Annotated in this window: 13 protein-coding genes; 8 read left to right on the top strand and 5 right to left on the bottom strand. The window is 52.8% G+C overall.

From position 1 onward, the window contains the following. Nucleotides 1–312 precede the first annotated feature (312 nt). The 6 genes from MKX63_RS11405 to MKX63_RS11430 all read left to right on the top strand — a co-directional run bounded on the left by MKX63_RS11405 (nt 313) and on the right by MKX63_RS11430 (nt 7,297). Nucleotides 313–1,650 (top strand): helix-turn-helix domain-containing protein, encoded by a 1,338-nt coding sequence (locus MKX63_RS11405; protein ID WP_341017146.1) that lies wholly within the window; start codon nt 313–315, stop codon nt 1,648–1,650. A gap of 121 nt (nt 1,651–1,771) precedes the next feature. Continuing rightward, nucleotides 1,772–1,924 carry a hypothetical protein gene (locus MKX63_RS11410; RefSeq protein ID WP_156949675.1) on the top strand — a complete coding sequence of 51 codons (153 nt, stop codon included), beginning with the start codon at nt 1,772–1,774 and terminating at the stop codon, nt 1,922–1,924. Between the two features lie 98 nt (nt 1,925–2,022). Continuing rightward, entirely contained in the window at nt 2,023–3,807 is a 1,785-nt protein-coding gene (locus MKX63_RS11415) for an aminopeptidase P family protein (RefSeq protein WP_341017148.1), read from the top strand. Nucleotides 3,808–3,957: 150 nt separating this feature from the next. After that, nucleotides 3,958–6,147: an S-layer homology domain-containing protein gene (locus tag MKX63_RS11420; protein ID WP_341017149.1), complete on the top strand. Its 2,190-nt coding sequence runs from the start codon at nt 3,958–3,960 to the stop codon at nt 6,145–6,147. A 161-nt stretch (nt 6,148–6,308) separates the two neighbouring features. Next, on the top strand, nt 6,309–7,118 hold the full coding sequence (locus MKX63_RS11425) for a Fic family protein (RefSeq protein WP_341017150.1): 810 nt from the start codon (nt 6,309–6,311) through the stop codon (nt 7,116–7,118). An 11-nt stretch (nt 7,119–7,129) separates the two neighbouring features. Then, entirely contained in the window at nt 7,130–7,297 is a 168-nt protein-coding gene (locus MKX63_RS11430) for a hypothetical protein (protein ID WP_341017151.1), read from the top strand. 66 nt (nt 7,298–7,363) lie between these two features. Here the strand turns inward: MKX63_RS11430 and MKX63_RS11435 are convergent, their stop codons facing one another. After that, the gene (locus MKX63_RS11435; protein WP_341017152.1) at nt 7,364–7,597 is read right to left on the bottom strand and encodes a hypothetical protein; all 234 of its coding nucleotides are present in this window, start codon (nt 7,595–7,597) and stop codon (nt 7,364–7,366) included. Here MKX63_RS11435 and MKX63_RS11440 point away from each other — a divergent pair. Further along, nucleotides 7,589–7,999 (top strand): hypothetical protein, encoded by a 411-nt coding sequence (locus tag MKX63_RS11440; RefSeq protein ID WP_341017154.1) that lies wholly within the window; start codon nt 7,589–7,591, stop codon nt 7,997–7,999. The genes MKX63_RS11435 and MKX63_RS11440 overlap by 9 nt on opposite strands. A gap of 86 nt (nt 8,000–8,085) precedes the next feature. Here MKX63_RS11440 and MKX63_RS11445 read toward each other — a convergent pair whose 3' ends face one another. The 3 genes from MKX63_RS11445 to MKX63_RS11455 all read right to left on the bottom strand — a co-directional run bounded on the left by MKX63_RS11445 (nt 8,086) and on the right by MKX63_RS11455 (nt 13,250). Then, nucleotides 8,086–11,241, bottom strand: a complete 3,156-nt coding sequence (locus tag MKX63_RS11445; RefSeq protein ID WP_341017155.1) for a hybrid sensor histidine kinase/response regulator — start codon at nt 11,239–11,241, stop codon at nt 8,086–8,088. 69 nt (nt 11,242–11,310) lie between these two features. Further along, nucleotides 11,311–12,255: a DMT family transporter gene (locus MKX63_RS11450; RefSeq protein WP_341017156.1), complete on the bottom strand. Its 945-nt coding sequence runs from the start codon at nt 12,253–12,255 to the stop codon at nt 11,311–11,313. Nucleotides 12,256–12,281: 26 nt separating this feature from the next. Further along, nucleotides 12,282–13,250 (bottom strand): metallophosphoesterase family protein, encoded by a 969-nt coding sequence (locus MKX63_RS11455; RefSeq protein WP_341017158.1) that lies wholly within the window; start codon nt 13,248–13,250, stop codon nt 12,282–12,284. A gap of 995 nt (nt 13,251–14,245) precedes the next feature. On the opposite strand from MKX63_RS11455, the gene MKX63_RS11460 reads away from it, so the two are divergent. Beyond that, a complete protein-coding gene (locus MKX63_RS11460; protein ID WP_341017159.1) occupies nt 14,246–15,016 on the top strand; it encodes a DeoR/GlpR family DNA-binding transcription regulator in 771 nt (256 codons plus the stop codon). A 157-nt stretch (nt 15,017–15,173) separates the two neighbouring features. Here MKX63_RS11460 and bglX read toward each other — a convergent pair whose 3' ends face one another. Further along, complete coding sequence (gene bglX / locus MKX63_RS11465; protein WP_341017161.1) at nt 15,174–17,339, bottom strand: beta-glucosidase BglX; 2,166 nt, start codon at nt 17,337–17,339, stop codon at nt 15,174–15,176. Nucleotides 17,340–17,357: the final 18 nt, after the last annotated feature.

Raw genomic sequence — 17,357 nt, forward strand, 5'->3', positions numbered from 1 at the left:
AACTATGGGGCACGGTTTAGGTGATGGTTGATGCTCACCGGGCAGCAATGATATGCTTTCAAAGCTTGGGAAACAGCAGAGACAGCGGCTAAGCAAATATGATTTCGAAACGATAGAGACCCTATGAGACCAATAGGGTCTCTAATTTTTTACCATAATGCAAATGGGTTGCCTGTAGTTCACGGATTATACTCATCTGTAGTATTCTACGTTATTGACCATCAGAACAATGTGACATATTATTACAACTATAAAAGAAATTATATTAGATTCCAGTTAGGTGGTGTTTGCGTGGTCCCTACTACTAGAACTATGATTCGTGATCTATTAGCGTTGCATTTGTCGCAGAAGGGAATGTCTATTCATCAATTCTCTGGACAATCCGGAATTAATTCAGGAACGCTCAGCCGGATACTTAGTGGTCAGCAGCCCATTGCTATGAACCATCTGGAGAGAATCACCAAGGCAATGGATCTACCGGAGGATCATTTTTACAGCTTATACGTGGATGAATGTTTCTTTTTCTCGTCACCCAATTGGCGGCGTCTGCGGCCTTTTCTTGTGCGATCGGCTGAGCTGGGCCGTCTGGATTGCGTTGAACAGGTGGTTCAGAATCTGCTGGAGAATCTGGTCTATGCCCCCATGCTGTTTGAAGTGGCCGAAGGACTGTTTCGAGAGGGGCTGTGGCAAGCTGCCGAGTTGCTGTATAAGAATGTGAGTGTCAGTGAGAAATATCAGAATTCTGAGAGACTTGCGTTGTGCCAATACCGTCTGTTCCGTATCGCCATTGGTGATGACCAGACGCAGAATTTGCAAGCGGCGCTACTCTTCGAAAGTTACTTGGACCGGCTGGATGAAGCGGATCAATTGGACGGGTTGAAGCATTTGGGTCATGTATATGCTACAATGCATCGGTGGCATAAAGTGGATGATTTGGCGAAGAAAATGCTGTGTTTAGCAACTCTTCATTATAATCTTCAGCTTCAGTCGGACCGTAGAGAGAGTAACGAGAAAAAACCCGAAAAACCCCTGTACTTTTATATCCTTTACGCTCAGCTTATCCGTTCAACTGTGTATGAGAAATTAGGAGACTATCAATCGGCATTAGATTGGGTGTTCCTCTATATGGATGGGAGCTGGATACAGGAGGACAATGAAGAAGTGAAGCGGACTATGGCTCAGTTCCAGGAGTGGGGTACCGCAAATAGACTGCTCCATCGGGTGATGGGAGGCCAATATGAGGGCCTCTCTGAATATGTCGAATTTATCTCTGAGCGACCAGATGAGATATTCATAGCTTTACACAATATTATCTCATCGGCTAACCGCTACAATTGGAATGTTGATTCTATTCTGGAGCGGTTTGCAGCCTATATTCCTTACCGGACGTATTCTACAGAATTTGGCGATTATAATAGGCAGGTTATGTTGGACCAACACACTCAATTCCTTGCTGAATTAGCAGCCTATTATTTAAATAACAAGCGCAAAGAAGGAATTAGATTCATCCTGCAAAGCTTGGAATCGTCCGCTAGAATCAATAACGAGAGCAATGTAATCAAATGTGTCGATCTGTTTGGGCAGCATCGGAATCAAGCAGATGAAGAAGAGAACGAACAATACAAAGTTCAAATTGGAGCCTACCTATAAAGTGTCTTTTTACAAAAAAAGTAATGCTATTCCCCATTGCCCTCCACAATGCGACAAACAAACCAGGTATCCCGGTCTATAATTAGGAGCAAATCTATTTATAGTCTGGGAGAAATGGACCATGCCTAATTATTATTTTAGGGAAGTGTGGACACCGCTGCGCTTGTTCGGGATCAGATTCTACCGGGATGACCAGGACCGGCTGTGGATCAAGAAGGGGAAGCAGCGGCGGCAGCTGGTACGGAAAGGCGATAGTGACACGATGGAGACCTGAGGGTCTTCATCTTTTTTTTGAGGTGTCTTTCCTTTTTTTCCTTGAGAGGCAGGTGTATGATGGTTCAGTAGACTAGATAGAGAGAAGGAGATGCTGATATGTTGCCTAAGGAGAAAGTACATAAGCTAAGAGAATGGATGGCGGAGCGCGGGATAGCGGCCTGTGTGGTATTAAGCGGGGATGCGCATTTAAGTGAATATGAGGGGGAGCACTGGAAAAGCCGCCGCTGGATTACCGGCTTCACCGGCTCCGCAGGAACGGCTGTAATCACGGCAACGGACGCAGGCTTGTGGACGGATGGCAGGTATTACATTCAGGCGGAGCGGGAGCTGGAGGGTTCCGGTATCCGTATGTTCCGTATGGCAGAGCCGGGCGTCCCGCAATGGGATGAATGGCTGGCTGAGGAATTACCGCAGGGCGCACGTATGGCCGTAGACGGCAGAACGTTGTCCGTAACCGCTATGAAGGGCTTGCAGGCCAAGTTCGCGGCGAAAGGGATTCAGACGATTACAGACCTCGACCCGGTAGGCGCGATCTGGACGGATAGACCGGCGATTCCTGCCGAGCCGCTAATGCTGCATGATGAACAGTATGCGGGCCTCAGCCGGGTGGACAAGCTGGAGCAGGTCCGGCAGGGGATGAAGCGTAAGGGCGCTGATTATTATGTGCTGTCCGCACTGGATGATCTGTGCTGGCTGTTCAACATCCGGGGACGGGACATCCCGTTCAATCCGTATGTGACCGCTTTTGCCGTAGTAGGGGTAGATCATGCAATCTTGTTCGCCGGAGGACATAAGGCCACCCCGGGAGATAAGGAGACGCTGGCCCGGGATGGCGTGGAGATCAGGGAGTATGAGGACATCCTTCCGTTCCTGCAGACGCTCCCTGAAGCGGCTTCCGTGCTGTATGATCCGAACAAAACCGGGTATAGCCTGGCGGCAGCCATACCGGAATCCGCTCATCCTATAGAAGCGCCGGGCCTTGTGGTGGCCCTTAAGTCGATCAAGAATGAGGTGGAGATCCGTAATATCCGTGATGTCTATTTGAAGGATGCGGCTGCCCTGGTCGGACTGTTCAAATGGCTGCAGGAGACGGTTCCGCTTCGTCCGGTGACCGAGCTTGAAGCCGATGAGAAGGGGCTGGAGCTGCGGCGGCAGCAGCCTTTATTCGCTGAGCTAAGCTTCTCCAGTATCTCTGCCTACGGCGCGAATGCTGCGATGATGCACTACTCGCCGTCCGCCGATCATCCGGTAGAGCTGGAAGCCAGAGGCCTGTATCTGCTGGATTCTGGCTCGCACTTCCAGAACGGGACAACGGATATCACCCGCACGCTGGTGCTTGGGCCGCTGACGGATGAGGAGAAGAGAGATTTTACACTGGTGCTGAAGTCTGTGATTGCGCTGTCTACGGCCAAGTTCCTCTATGGCTCCACCGGATCTACGCTCGACATTCTCGCACGTAAGCCTATGTGGGATAACGGCCTCGATTACAAGTGCGGAACCGGGCATGGCGTGGGGTATTACTCCAATGTGCATGAAGAGCCGCAGCGGTTCAGCTTCAAGCCGAATCCTGTTGTCCTGGAGCCAGGGATGATTATCACGGTAGAGCCGGGAGTCTACAAGGAAGGCCGTCATGGTATCCGCACGGAGAATACGCTGCTGATTACGGAGGATGTGACTACGGAGTTTGGCAGATTCCTGAAGTTTGAAGACCTCTGTTATTTGCCGATAGATACCCGGGCGATTGAGCTGTCTATGCTAAGCAAGGAAGAGCTGGATTGGGTGAATCATTATCATGCTGAGGTGTACGATAAGCTGGCTCCGCTGCTGGATGAGGAGCACCGGGCGTGGCTGAAGCGGGAGACGGCGGCTTTGGCGGTGTGAGGAAAATATTTTATAGCTTAGGAACTATTACCTTGGAACTATTTGGAGTATAATTGTCTCTGCGAGTCTAGCAGGCTGTTCTCTCTTAAGGATATTAATAGAAGAGTGGATGGCCGGGGCTGCTTACTATGGTTGGGGGCGATTAGTGTGATGGCGAAAAGATGGAGAGTAGTATCGGCATGGGTGATGCTGCTTAGTATGCTGTGCGGGGGAGTGGCTAGTGCAGCAACGGTGGTAGAGCAGAAGACGTCTTATGTATTCGTGGATGTGAAGACCACGTACTGGGCCAATGAAGCGATACAGAGTATGGCGAATCAAGGTATTATTACGGGGAACCCGGACGGGTCCTTTAAGCCTGAAGCGGCAATTACCAGAGAACAGTTAGCCAAGCTGATTACATTGACCTTTGGACTTGATTTGGTCTCGGATGGAACGCAGACATTCTCGGATGTCGCTCCTTCCTCCTGGGCCTACAAATATGTGGAGACAGCCAAGGATTATCTGACCGGGTATTTTCCAGTGAAAGGCAAGCCGTTCTTCGATCCTCAGGCGAGCGCAACACGTGAAGATGTGGCTGTTGCCCTGGTACGTGCGATGGGGCTGGAGACGGATAATGTAGACGCGGACAATATTCTGCGGTACAGATTCGACGACTATGAGGATGTGACTCCACAACTGGCGAAGGAAGTAGCGGTGGCTGTGGAGAATAAGCTGATTCAGGGCTTCCCGGACGGAACCTTCGGGCCGACTAGTCCGATTAACCGCGCTTCTGTAGCTACTTTGCTGTACCGCGTACTGAAGTCCTCTTATACTACCGCTACACAGGATGTGAAGCTGGACGTGCAGGTTCCGGCACAGGTGTCGGACAAAACGGTTAAGCTTACGGGTAAAGTGAATGCGGATGCCAAGGTGTACATCAACGATGAAGAAGTCGAGAATGTGGAGGGAACTTTTGCCGAGGCGTATGAACTGGATGGGGGAGAGAAGGTCTACGAATTTGTCTTCAAGGCGGTTCTGCCGAACGGACGCTCCAATACAGTGACGAAGCAGGTGACCTATCAGACCTCCGGGCCGCAGCTTACGGTGCAGGTTCCCGAAACGTCCAATCAGCTTACAGCCAAGATCACCGGTAAAGTCAAGGACAGCGGCGACATGAATCCAGAGGTTACGGTTAATGATAAGACCGCCTACGTGTCTTACAACGGGGAATTCAGTGCGGATGTAACGCTGAAGGAAGGCTTGAACAAGATTGTGGTGACCGCAGTCAATAAAAATGATAAAAAAGCAGTGGTGGAGAAACAGATTGTCGTGACCCTGGGCGGGCCTGTACTGACCCTGGATCTGATTCCGGAGACCAGCAGCAGCAAGACGGTTACCCTGAGCGGGAAGGCTACCGATAAGAACGACGGCTATCCGAAGATCTACATGAATGATCAGCTTGTGGGCGAATACGGCTCCTTCAACAAGACGGTTACCCTGAAAGAAGGGGCGAATACGTTTAACTTCAAGGCTACGAACAGCTTGGGCAAAAGCTCAGCGGTTATTACCAAGGTAATCACCTTTAATGTAGACGGACCTGTGCTGTCGCTCGATCTGATCCCGGAGACCAGCAGCAGCAAAACGGTAGTCCTAAGCGGTAAAGCGACTGACAAGAATGACAGCTACCCGAAGATTTATATGAATGACGAAATTGTAGGCGAATATGGCTCCTTCAACAAGACAGTAACGCTTAAGGAAGGAGTGAATACGTTCACCTTCAAGGCTGTTAACAGTCTGGGTAAAAGTTCGGCCACTGCCACCAAAACGATTACCTTTGCTGTGGACAGTCCCGTGCTGACGCTTGATCTGATTCCCGAGACGAGCAGCGGCAAGACAGTTACCTTAAGCGGTAAGGCGAGTGACAAGAATGATAGCTATCCTAAGATCTACATGAACGACGCACTTGTAGGCGAATATGGCTCCTTCAACAAGACGGTAACGCTCCAAGAAGGAACGAATACGTTCACCTTCAAAGCGACTAACAGCTTGGGCAAAAGCTCGGAGCCTGTGACCAAGACTATTACGTTTAACGTGAGTGAGCCGGTGCTGAAGCTGGATTATATTCCTGAGACGACCAAGACGAAGCAGCTTACCTTGACTGGGAGTGCAACGGATGCAAACGACAGCAGTCCCAAAGTCTATCTGAATGACAAACTGATCAGCAGCTATGGCAGCTTCTATGAGTCGGTGACGCTGACCGAGGGCAGTAATACGTTCGTATTCAAGGTGACCAACAGCTTCGGCAAGGTGGTTACGATTGAGAAGATGGTGGTTTATACGCCGGAGGAGAGTAAAGAGTAGGATGAAAACATTGAAGTAACTGATTCGAAGGCGGGACGGAGAATACTCTGTCTCGTCTTTTTTTGCTATGGGTTGGGGAGAATCCGTTATACGTATTATAGAATTAATGTTAAAATGAAAAATTAGGATGAAGAACTTTCTGTAGAGCAGGAGGAATTGAAATGTCAGGTTATGATCCGGAGCGATTAAATAAGTTTCCCCAATTAACAGGCTCTCAAAGCAAACAACTTCAGGAGGCCTCTTTGAGATATCCACTGGAGTCTTTTCTGACGAACTACCGAAATGTAGAGGAGATTGGAATTGATTTTGTATATTCTTCTGCTAAGTTAGAGGGAAATACATACTCCAAAGTGGACACCATCAATCTTCTAAAAATGGGCATCACCGCTGGAGGTAAGTTATATTCTGATGCGCAAATGATTCTGAATTTAAGAGATGCCTATAATTTTGTGCTTACTTCAAAAGATAAAGCAATAGATCGTTACTTTATAATTGATGTGCATTCCATCCTGGCCAAAGATTTATTGCCAGCAGCAAATTGCGGAGCTCCACGTGAGGATGCTGTCAGAATATCTGGAACGGACTACTCCCCCCCTGTGGGCAGAGATTATTTAAATGAGGAATTGAAGTATCTACTTGAGGTGGCTGGAACCATCAACAATCCGTTTGAACGCGCCATTTATCTGAAGCTTAACCTATGTTATCTACAGTATTTTCAAGATATAAACAAACGGACAGCACGCATGGTGCAGACATTCTCACTACTGGGCAATGGAGAAATGCCTCTGCTGGCAGGATATGTGAAGAGTAGCGGTTATATTGAAGCAATCTTAGAGTATTACAATACAGGAAGTTATGTGCCATATCTATCATGGTTTGTAGCTTCATACAGACAAATGGTGAAGTCTTTAACTGACCTGCCTACAATTACGAAATCCAGATCTGTGGATCTGCGGAATAATAATAACTGAATTCAAACAGGGTGTTAGACAGGAGGCGTATCTTAGTAGAGGGTTCAGCCGCAGAAGTGGAGGGACAGTTGACCGGTATTGGTGAGCAGGGGAATAAGCTGGCACGGCTTACGTATAAGAGTGGAAAAGACACGGCGGACAAGCTGGAGCGGCTCGCCAGTCTGCTGGAGAACCTGTAGTCTGGCTGGAAGACTGCGTATGAGCAGGAGCAGGCACAGCGGCAGCAGAGTGCTGCGGCGCTGCAATCAGCAGCCGAAGCTATAATTGGCTGGCTGGATGATCTGGACGCCCTCACGGCTGGACGCAGTCAGCAAGAGGGGAGCGCTTCCGATGGATGGGCGCTGCTGACCTGCACTGGCATGTTTCACCTTAACAAAATGCAGTTCTGGAACAAGCTCAAGCAGCGCATCCGAACTTATCTGCGTTCTTTGCCTGAAGGCGAAGAAAGGGAGCAGGCTGTAGAGCAACTGTTGGAACAAAGCCGAGTCCTCTCGGACAGCAATGCTTATAAAGAAGCCCTGACTTTTGTGGATCTGGCTTATTATGTAGCTCCGAAGAACTCGGAGGTGCTGGAGCAGCGTAGTCAAGCCCAGGCAGGAACGAAGTTGATTCTGGAGATTGACCGGCTGATGAGAGATAAGCAGATCTATCCCGGTATCAAAATGCAGGCAGTGTCCTTCTTCAAGGATGAAATCCGTAGGAAGGCTGAAGGGGAAGCAGAGGAGATGGATGATACTTTCAATCCAATGGATCTCCTCGATGACCTGGGTGGACCGGGAACAACCGATTATTTCATGGAGGAAGGCATTCGTCAAATGAAACGCAAATATCCTCAGGTCTATAAGGTATATCAAGAGCAGTGGGACAAGCTGCTGCCGTAGTTTGAAGTACACGGGTAATAACCCGCAGCTCTGGAGTCTTCTCCTGAACTGCGGGTTATTTATGCTGCCGTTATGGAGCGGGCGGTTCAGCCCTGCCTCCGCTCAGGAATCACAAAGGATACTGTAGTGCCAACGTCAGGCTGGCTGCGGATCACGAGGCCTTCGCCGTAGAGCTGGGTCAGGCGCCGGTTGGTGTTCAGCAGGCCGATGCCGCGGTGGGCCTGGAAGGTGTCGTCGAGCAGGCGGACCACCTGCTCCCCGCTCATGCCCTTGCCGTTATCCTCCACCTCGAAGGAGGTGTATCCTTGCTGGCGGTGAATGCGGATCTGGAGCTTGCCTCCGGCTTTGCGGCTCAGCAGGCCGTGTCTGACGGCGTTCTCCACAAGCGGCTGAAGGGTGAGCGGAGGAAGCAGCAGCTCAATGCCGGGATCAACCTCCCTTTCAATCTGCAGACGTTCCTCGAAGCGCGCCTTCTCAATGAAGAGATAGGACTCTATTAGCTCCAGCTCATGGGATAATCCGACGAGCTGCTGTGAGTTCATATAATCGAAGCTGATGCGCAGGTAGGAGGAGAAGGCCTCGCCGAGATCACGCATCTTCGGCAGGTCGAATTCACTCAGCGCCAGCAGCGCGTTCAGCGTATTGAACAGGAAATGCGGCTGAATCTGTGCCTGGAGATAAGCTGCCTCCATCCGCAGGCTCTGGGTAACGGACTGCTTCAGTCCGGTCAGTGAGCGGACCCGGTATTTCAGCTCCAGGGCGTCCACCGGCTTGGCAACATAATCATTGGCTCCGGCCAGGAAGCCGGTATAGATGTCTGCCGGCTGGTTGCGGGCTGTGAGCAGCAGGATCGGCAGCTCCGAGAGGGAGAAGCGCTGCCGGACGATCCGCGTCAATTCATAGCCGGACATGTACGGCATCATCACATCGGCGATCAGCAGGTCCCACGGCTCGGTACCCAGCAGCTCCAGGGCTTCCTCGGCGCTGGTGGCGGTGACCAGCTGATAATGCTCTGCCGAGAGCATGCTGGAGAGCACCTTGAGATTGACCGGATCATCATCGACGGCCAGGATCAGAGACTTGGCCTCCTGGGCGGCATCCTGTATCTTCGGCGGATTCGTTAACTCCACAGGGACTGTGAGATTGCGGATATCGGACTGCTGTAATAGCAGCCGGCTCTCCTCAAGCAGCAGCCCTTGCAGATCCGGGTTGTCCGGCTGCCCTGCGGCGGCTGTATTCTGATCGGTGTTCTCCCGTGCACCGGCAGAGGAGGCCAGCGGAAGAGTGAATGTGAACACGGACCCTTTTCCCGGCTCAGAGTCTAGTGTAAGGTTACCGCCGTGCAGCTCGGTCAGCTGCTTGCTGATGCTTAAGCCGAGGCCGATACCGCCGCCGTCAATGATGCCTTTGCTGCCTTGCTCATACGGCGAGAAGATCCGCGCCTGGGTCTCCTTGTCGATTCCTGCTCCGGTATCGGCTACGCTGATCCACGCAAGCTTGCCGTCGGCTGCAGCGGATACGGTGACCGTTCCGGCTTGCGTGTACTTGATTGCATTGTGCAGCAGGTTATAGAGGATCTGCACAATCCGCTTCTCATCCCCCCAGACCGGCGGCAATGAAGCGGGAAGCTCATTACGCAGCTGCAGCCGTGTGCCTTCGATCATGAATTCGAACATCCCCAGCACGCCCGAGACCAGTGAACCCATGGCCAGCGGCTCGCGCTGGAGCACAATCCGCTTCTCCTGCAGACGGGTCACATCAAGCAGATCGTTAAGCATGAGGGACATCCGGTGGCTGATCGTAATGAGCAGCTCCAGATCCTTAGAGCTCTGTTCGTCCAGCACCTGCTGTTCCTTGGAGGCTACTGTCTGGGCAATGCTGATAATGCCGTGCAGCGGTGTCCGCAGCTCATGGGAGGTATTGGCCAGGAATTCGTCCTTCTTCCGGTCGCTCTCCTTCAGCTGCAGGTTGAGCAGCCGGTTCTCCTCCGCATTGCGGAAGTACCGCTTGAACCAGTAAGAAGAGAAGCCGATAATGGCTGCAATGACATCTACAGGATAATACAGAATACTTCCCTTGGCATTGGATTCCAAGGCCCCGCCAATGATGCTGGAGCCGATGGCCGCGGCAGCAAACAGCAGGAAGAAGGAATCCTGCTCCTGCCTCATGACCATCCGGCCGATAGAATAGATGACTCCGGCTACCGGAAGCAGGTAGAAAACGGAGAAGAACGGTCTGGCATAGACCACGTAATGTGCTGGTAAGATCAGAACATAAGCGGTATAGAGCAGGAGACCCAGCTGATAGATTTTGAACAGACGGCCGGGGCGCTCGTAGGCCGAGAAGCTGCGCGTCAGCAGCAGCATGAACAGAGACAACGCAGGATAGGCCAGCATTTTGAGCTTCAGTGCCCATGTATAGTTAATAGGGAACCAGATCAGCAGAATCGTATCGTTATCCACTACAATGGTAGCTGCTACTGCCATCAGCAGGAGGAAGAAGAGCAGAAACGCCCGCTGCTTCCGGTTAAAAAAGAATAAAATCCCCGCATACAGCGCGTGCAGCAGCATGATCATGAACGCCACCAGCTGGAAGCCGATGGAATACATCCGTTCCGTATCCACCGCGGCTTGGGAGCCGAAACGGATCGATCTTACAATCCCGCCCTCCACCGGATGGTCGTAGTTGGCTGCCCGGACGAGGAGAACAATCTCCTGCCTTCCCGGATTCTCGTAGGCTGCTGTGTAAGAGACCGCCTTAGGGATATAGTCCCCGCTATCCGTGGACAGCTTCCCGAAGCTCGTCTCTCTCTGCTCGTTAATATCGATGCTGGAGGTGGCCTGAATGCGCTGAATCCAGAAGCCGTAAGACTCCGTCTGTGACGGGTCTACGAGTATACGCAGCTTGTATGTGCCATAGCCCAGCGAGGATTGCTCTCCTTCCGGGAAGCCGCTGCTCCAGTCGCCGGGAACCTGGACCACATGCGGTGTGGCCGCAGCAAGTAGGGCGGAATCCTCATAGCCCAGGAGCTGGCCGGGATAGAACTCCCACTCTCCATCGAGCTGGATGGACGGGGAATTCCCGAAGTCCCAGCCCCGCATATCCAGCACACCTTGCTGTGCCTCGGGATGCTCAGACGCTGTATTGGCATTGAACCACAGATAGCGCAGACTGATCAGAATGGTTAAGTAAAGAAGCAGCAACAGAGCCTGCTTGGGGTTGAATCTGGCTCGGGCCTTCATTAGGTGTGTACTCATCGAGGTTATCTTCATCATACGGTTTCAATTCGACATCTGTGATCCTTATCCTGCTTACCCCCAGATGCCAATTAACAGAATTCCGCAAAAAATGACAACCGAGCATATCATCCGCCGCACGCCCTGACGCTCCTTCAAGAGCAGCACACCGAGGAGCGTAGCGAATATGGTGCCGATCTCCCGCAGCGGGCTGATATGAGCGAGCGGCGCCTGCTGAAGTGCGAACAGGAACAGCAGATAGGAGCCCGGGTTGAGCACGCTGCCCAGCAGGATGGTGAATGTGTTGCGTCGCCACTCTTCAAGCAGCTTCCGCGATCTCAGGACGGCGGGGGTCAGTCCGGCAACAAAGCCGATATTGGTCACTTCAAGCAGCGCCAGCGGCGACATATGCTGAAGGTTCAGCTTATCGACGAACACGTAGCAGGTAGTGCATAATCCCACGCAGAGGGCCATGAGCATCGGTGTGTAATAGCCTAAGGTGGTGCCGGGGCGGGATGCAGCTGGAGTCCCGGACACAGACATAGAGCCGGATGAAGCCAGGGTGCCGGACACAGACCCAGAGCCGGATGAAGCCGGGTGGCTTCTTCTGGAGCCTATTCCGCTGAGGACAGCGAAGCCGCCGAGCATGCAGCAGATCCCGATCCAACCGTAGACAGACAAGGATTCCTTCAGGAAAATAACGCCGATCAGCGGGATCAGCAGCGTGCTTGTCCCCCGCATCACCGGGTAGATCTGGGACAGATCGCCCATCTCATAGGTTATGGATAAAAGCCAGGAATACAAGGCCTGCAGCGCTACAGACAGCAGCAGCAGGGCGTAAGCGCCGGCGGCCAGCGGCTGCGTCCACAGCTCGATAAGCAGCACCGGCAGCAGCAGCACTGTGGAGACCATCATAATCGACCACAGGAAGATGCTTTTATTCAGGCTTCTTTTGGTGAACATGCTCCACACCGCGTGGCACATTCCGGAAGCCAGCACCAAAAGAATTGGCAGCAGCATAGATTGTCAGCCCCTCAAGAAGTAAGTTAGTGTTGTGAACCCTGCAGCAGGGGAGGTGTATGGGCAGGCTGTTCGGTACAACGGGAGCCGTCTGCCAGCCGGAGCCAGGTATCGAAGGACGGATGGTCCTGCTTCAGACGGATGACACGCGCCCCCCGTTTGAGGTTGTCGTGCCCGTAAGTATTATAGCCGGTTGCCCGGCCATAGCTTAGGCGGATGCCATGCAGCGTGCCGGTGAAATCATTGATATGGTCATGTCCGCAAAAGGTGCCCGCCACATCGCCCATCTCTACAAGCGCAGCGAATAATCCTGAATTCAGAACCGGAGCGCAGACCCGTTCATACTTGTGTCCGTAACAAACCTGGGTGTTCCACATCTCGTCATATTCGGGCAGCGGGATATGGAAGAACGCCAGTGCAGGCCGCTTCGCTTGACCTTCTCCGGGATTCAGCCGTGCAGACTGCTCTGCCAGCCAGTCCATCTGATTACGCCGGACCCAGCTATACCCGGGAATCTGTTCCAGCGGAGAGTAGGCACCTGTATCGAGCATATAGAGGATGGCTCCCGCATGATTGCCCGTGCCTTCAATCTCCAGGACGTAATTGCTTGAACCGGCCAGCTCCGCCGGACCAGCCTCAGCCAGACACTGCGGGGACTCCTGCGCAATCTCCATCAGCTCGCTGTAGGTCACTCCGTTCTCTGTGTCGTGGTTGCCGAATACGAACGCCCAAGGTACACCGGAATTCATTACAGCAGCCACGGCATCGCGGAAGGCCTGCTTGGGGTCCTGGCAAGGAAGCTCGCCTTCACGGACCGGACCTGTATAAATGGTATCCCCTGTAAAAATAACCAGGTCGGGCTGCTCCGCCTTCAGCACCAGCTCCATCAGCTCCCGGGTCTGCTGGTCCTCTGCTCTTCCATCCATCCAGTGGAGGTCAGTGAACTGTACGATGGTGAAGGTACCGTCTGGCCGAAATGATAATTTACTGTTCATGCGGGAAATCCCCTCTCTTGTCAATCCGATTATGGGTAAGGCAGTAAGGCGTGTGGTGATGTAACAGTGTAGAGTTGTCGACTTGATCTGTTGTTGATTCATGTTTCTTTATGTTGTTTCATGTTGATTTTAGGCTCGTTTAGTTATTCTGTCAAGCCGCCTTTGTTGCTGATTGTATTCCATACAATAGAATTAGCGCGATATTGGGCAAAAGCTGATTCTGCTGCAGTTTATACATTAGATTTTACTAATATAGCTTCCAAACCTCCTCTTAGCAGAATTCTAGTGTACAAAGTGCAGCAGAGGCTATTTTCGGACGATTTTGGAGTAATCTGCTGTATAAAGTACAATGTGTGCTAGACCTACATAGCTATGTATGTAGGATGTTTCTGTGGCAGGGGTCTCGCATTGACAAGTGGAATTCAGATTCATATACTGGTGAAAACAACATCAATACACTAGAAACAACATTTTGACTAGAGATACCCAACAAAAATTTGAATTTACTAACTAGTTCGCGTAGGCGGATTGTATGCTGTTTTTGACATACATTGGGCCTGATACCTTCGCGTAGGCGGATTGTATGCTGTTTTTGACATACATTGGGTCTGATACCTTCGCGCAAGCAGAATGTATGCTGTTTTTGACATACATTGGGTCTGATACCTTCGCGCAAGCAGAATGTATGCTGTTTTTGACATACATTGGGTCTGATACCTTCGCGTAGGCGGATTGTATGCTGTTTTTGACATACATTGGGTCTGATACCTTCGCGTAGGCGGATTGTATGCTGTTTTTGACATACATCGGGCCTGGTTACTTTCGTGCAGCAGCCGTCACCGGATTTCTCCCGCGAAAAGTGGCTGAATCATGGAAATCTGGGACAACAGCGGCTGGGGGGCCAACTATTCTCTGGTGTCACGGCCAATCCCATCATCAGAAAAAATAAAAGTACAATCTATATAATAAATCTACAACGACTGGAGGAAGCATGGATGTCGCTGACCTATGAAGAACGCAAGCACACGATTCTCGCCCAGCTGGAGCTTGCGGGGAAGGTCCAGGTGCATTTTCTCGCAGAGCGGTTCGGGGTGACAACGGAGACGATCCGGCGCGATCTGGACCGGCTGGAGAAGGAAGGGCGGCTGCGCAAGGTGTACGGGGGAGCGGTACGAATCCGCTCGGAGAATCATGAGCCTACGTTCATGAAGCGCGCCCAGATGCATCTGCCGGACAAGCAGGCTATCGGCAGGCTGGCCGCCTCACTCATTCAAGACGGCGAGACGGTGATTCTCGACAACGGGACAACGACCCTTGAGATTATGCGCGCGCTGAAGGACCGTACACAGGTGACGGTGATTACGAACTCTGTTCCCGTGCTGAATTGTGCGCTGGAGCTGTTTGCGGGGAAGGTTATTTTTGCCGGGGGCGAGGTGAATGCAGGGTATCAGGCGTCAGTAGGGGGCACCGCCCATGATCTGCTGGGCCAGTTCAAGGTGAATAAGGCGTTCATCTCTGCCGGGGGGATCTCGCTCTCGGAGGGCATTACCGACTACCACCTGGAAGAAGCCCTCGTCTCGCGCAAAATGATGGAACGGGCCGAGGAATCCATTCTGGTCGCGGATCATTCCAAATTCGGCATCACTACCTTTGCCCAGATCGCTCCGCTTGAGCATATCTCCATGGTGCTGACCGACAGCGGCTGCTCGGAGGAATGGAAGGATACCTTTGCCCGGCTGGATATCGAGCTGCTGACCGGGGCGTAACGCAGAGCTGTGCAATCTAAATAGCGCCAATCCCTACACTTGTGAAGTGGGGGATTGGCGCTATTTTTCGTTGAAACGGGTGCCTCCCTTCAAAAGGACGGCAAAGCCGTTTCCACTTGGGTCTATCGGGTAGCTTCACCTGGAGCGAAAAGTAGGGTCAGCCGATCCAGATCCGCTGCGTGCTATGATCGCCGGAGTTTGCACCAAGCATAATGTCGAAGTCTCCTGGCTCGAACACGAGCTGATCCTCCTGGCCGTAGAACATGAGCATGTCTCTGGTGATCTCGAAGGATACCGTCTGCTTCTCATGCGGGGCAAGGGTAACCTGCTTGAAGCCCTTCAGCTCCTTGCCGGGACGGACCACACTTGCGGTAACATCGCGGATATAGAGCTGAACGGTCTCCTTGCCGGTAACCTCCGAGGTGTTCTCCAACTGGATAGAGGCAAGTACCTTGCCGTCTGCCGCAGCTTCTACAGTGAAGCCGCTGTAAGCAAAGGTGGAATAGCTAAGGCCATAGCCGAAGCAGAACAGCGGATCATTCGGAATATCCAGATAGCGGGTTACATAACGCACATTTGGATACTGCGGATCATAAGGGCGTCCCGTCTGATAAGCGTTATAGTACACCGGAATCTGTCCCACAGAGTAAGGGAAGCTCATGGAGAGGCGTCCGGACGGGTTATAATCTCCGAACAGCACATCTGCAATGGAATTTCCCGACTCGGTGCCGAGGAACCAGGCCTGTACCAGCGCGTCGCTTGACGCAAGCACTGGTGCAAGCTCCAGCGGACGGCCGCTGAACACAATAGTGACCACCGGCTTGCCGGTTGCCTTAAGGCGGTGGATCATCTTCTCCTGATTGGCGGACAGCCGCAGGCTGGCCTTGCTGCCGCCTTCCCCGGTATCCTGCTGATTCTCGCCGACTGCAGCAAGAATGACATCGCAGTCCTTCAGCTGCTCGTAAGCCGCTTCGGAAGCATCTTCCACATCGAATACACCCTCCAGCATGCTTCCCAGCTCGCCTGTCATTGCTGTGAGCAGGTCCGCTGCCTGGATTTTGCCGGTGATGCCCTCGTAGAGCGAGACCGCCGGGTCTTTCTCGGTACCGGCCCAGCCGCCAAGAACATTGATCGAGGTAGCGAAGGGACCGGCGAGGCCGATTTTCATGCCGCGCGTAAGCGGCAGGACTCCGCCTTCGTTCTTCAGCAGAACGATCGAGCGGGCGCCAAGCTCGCGTGCCGCCTGAAGATGCTCGGGACTTGGCTTATCGGCTTCATCAGCTACAGGGTCGGCATCCTTGAACGGATTGTCGAACAGGCCTAGGGCGTCCTTAAGCTCCAGTACCCGCGTAACCGCTTCGTCGATCAGGCGGAGGTCGAGAAGACCTTCCTCGACAAGCGAAGCAGCGTGGTTCAGATAGTGGGTGGACATCATCTCGATATCCAGTCCGGCTACCAGGCTCTTCAAGGCAGCTTCACGTCCGTCTTGCGCTGCGCCGTGGGGCACCAGCTCGTTCACGGAGTTGAAGTCGGCGATGGTGACGCCATCGAAGCCCCATTCCTCGCGGAGAATACCGCGCAGGAGCTTGCTGTTGCCGCTGGACGGAATGCGGTCAATGGTATTGAACGCCGCCATCACCATAGCGACACCGGCATCTACTGCCGCCTTGTAGGCTGGCAGATAGAACTCGCGGAGTACGCCGGTGGACATGTCCACGGTGTTATATTCACGGCCGCCTTCCGGCGCGCCGTAGCCGGCGAAATGCTTCACGCAGGCAGCGATCCGCCCCGGCTCCTTCAGGTCCTTGCCCTGGTAGCCCCGGACCATGCTCTCGGTCACCCGGGCGTTCAGGTAAGGGTCCTCACCGGAGGTCTCCATGACCCGGCCCCAGCGCGGATCGCGCACGAGGTCGGTCATCGGAGAGAAGGTGAGGTGAATGCCGGCGGCAGCGCTCTCCCGCGCAGCTACCTCAGCGAACTGCTCGCAGGCATCGAGATCGAAGGAACAGCCCATAGCGAGCGGAATCGGCAGAATGGTCCGGTAGCCGTGAATGACATCGGCCATGAAGAGGAGCGGGATCTTCAGGCGGCTGGATTCCAGATGCCGGGTCTGCAGCTCAATGACGTTCCGTGCGCCGATGCCGTTCAGAACGCTTCCTATGCTTTTGATCACCTGCGGCTCGATATTAAGTTCTTTGAATGGACCCGTCAAATCCACGGTATCATCCAGACCCCAATAGTATGGACCAAGCTGGGTAAGCTGGGCTAACTTCTCGTCTAGTGTCATATCGTTCACGAGATCCTGGATAAACGGTTTAGTCATGGCTAACTCCTTCGTAAG

The sequence above is a fragment of the Paenibacillus sp. FSL R7-0179 genome, from assembly GCF_038002265.1.
GTDB lineage: Bacteria > Bacillota > Bacilli > Paenibacillales > Paenibacillaceae > Paenibacillus_AQ.

Coding starts and splice junctions, on each gene's coding strand:
- MKX63_RS11455 (WP_341017158.1), bottom strand. CDS start 13,250: ATGAACAGTAAATTATCATTTCGGCCAGACGGTACCTTCACCATCGTA.
- MKX63_RS11445 (WP_341017155.1), bottom strand. CDS start 11,241: ATGAAGGCCCGAGCCAGATTCAACCCCAAGCAGGCTCTGTTGCTGCTT.
- MKX63_RS11450 (WP_341017156.1), bottom strand. CDS start 12,255: ATGCTGCTGCCAATTCTTTTGGTGCTGGCTTCCGGAATGTGCCACGCG.
- MKX63_RS11410 (WP_156949675.1), top strand. CDS start 1,772: ATGCCTAATTATTATTTTAGGGAAGTGTGGACACCGCTGCGCTTGTTC.
- MKX63_RS11415 (WP_341017148.1), top strand. CDS start 2,023: ATGTTGCCTAAGGAGAAAGTACATAAGCTAAGAGAATGGATGGCGGAG.
- MKX63_RS11460 (WP_341017159.1), top strand. CDS start 14,246: ATGTCGCTGACCTATGAAGAACGCAAGCACACGATTCTCGCCCAGCTG.
- MKX63_RS11425 (WP_341017150.1), top strand. CDS start 6,309: ATGTCAGGTTATGATCCGGAGCGATTAAATAAGTTTCCCCAATTAACA.
- MKX63_RS11405 (WP_341017146.1), top strand. CDS start 313: ATGATTCGTGATCTATTAGCGTTGCATTTGTCGCAGAAGGGAATGTCT.
- bglX (WP_341017161.1), bottom strand. CDS start 17,339: ATGACTAAACCGTTTATCCAGGATCTCGTGAACGATATGACACTAGAC.
- MKX63_RS11420 (WP_341017149.1), top strand. CDS start 3,958: ATGGCGAAAAGATGGAGAGTAGTATCGGCATGGGTGATGCTGCTTAGT.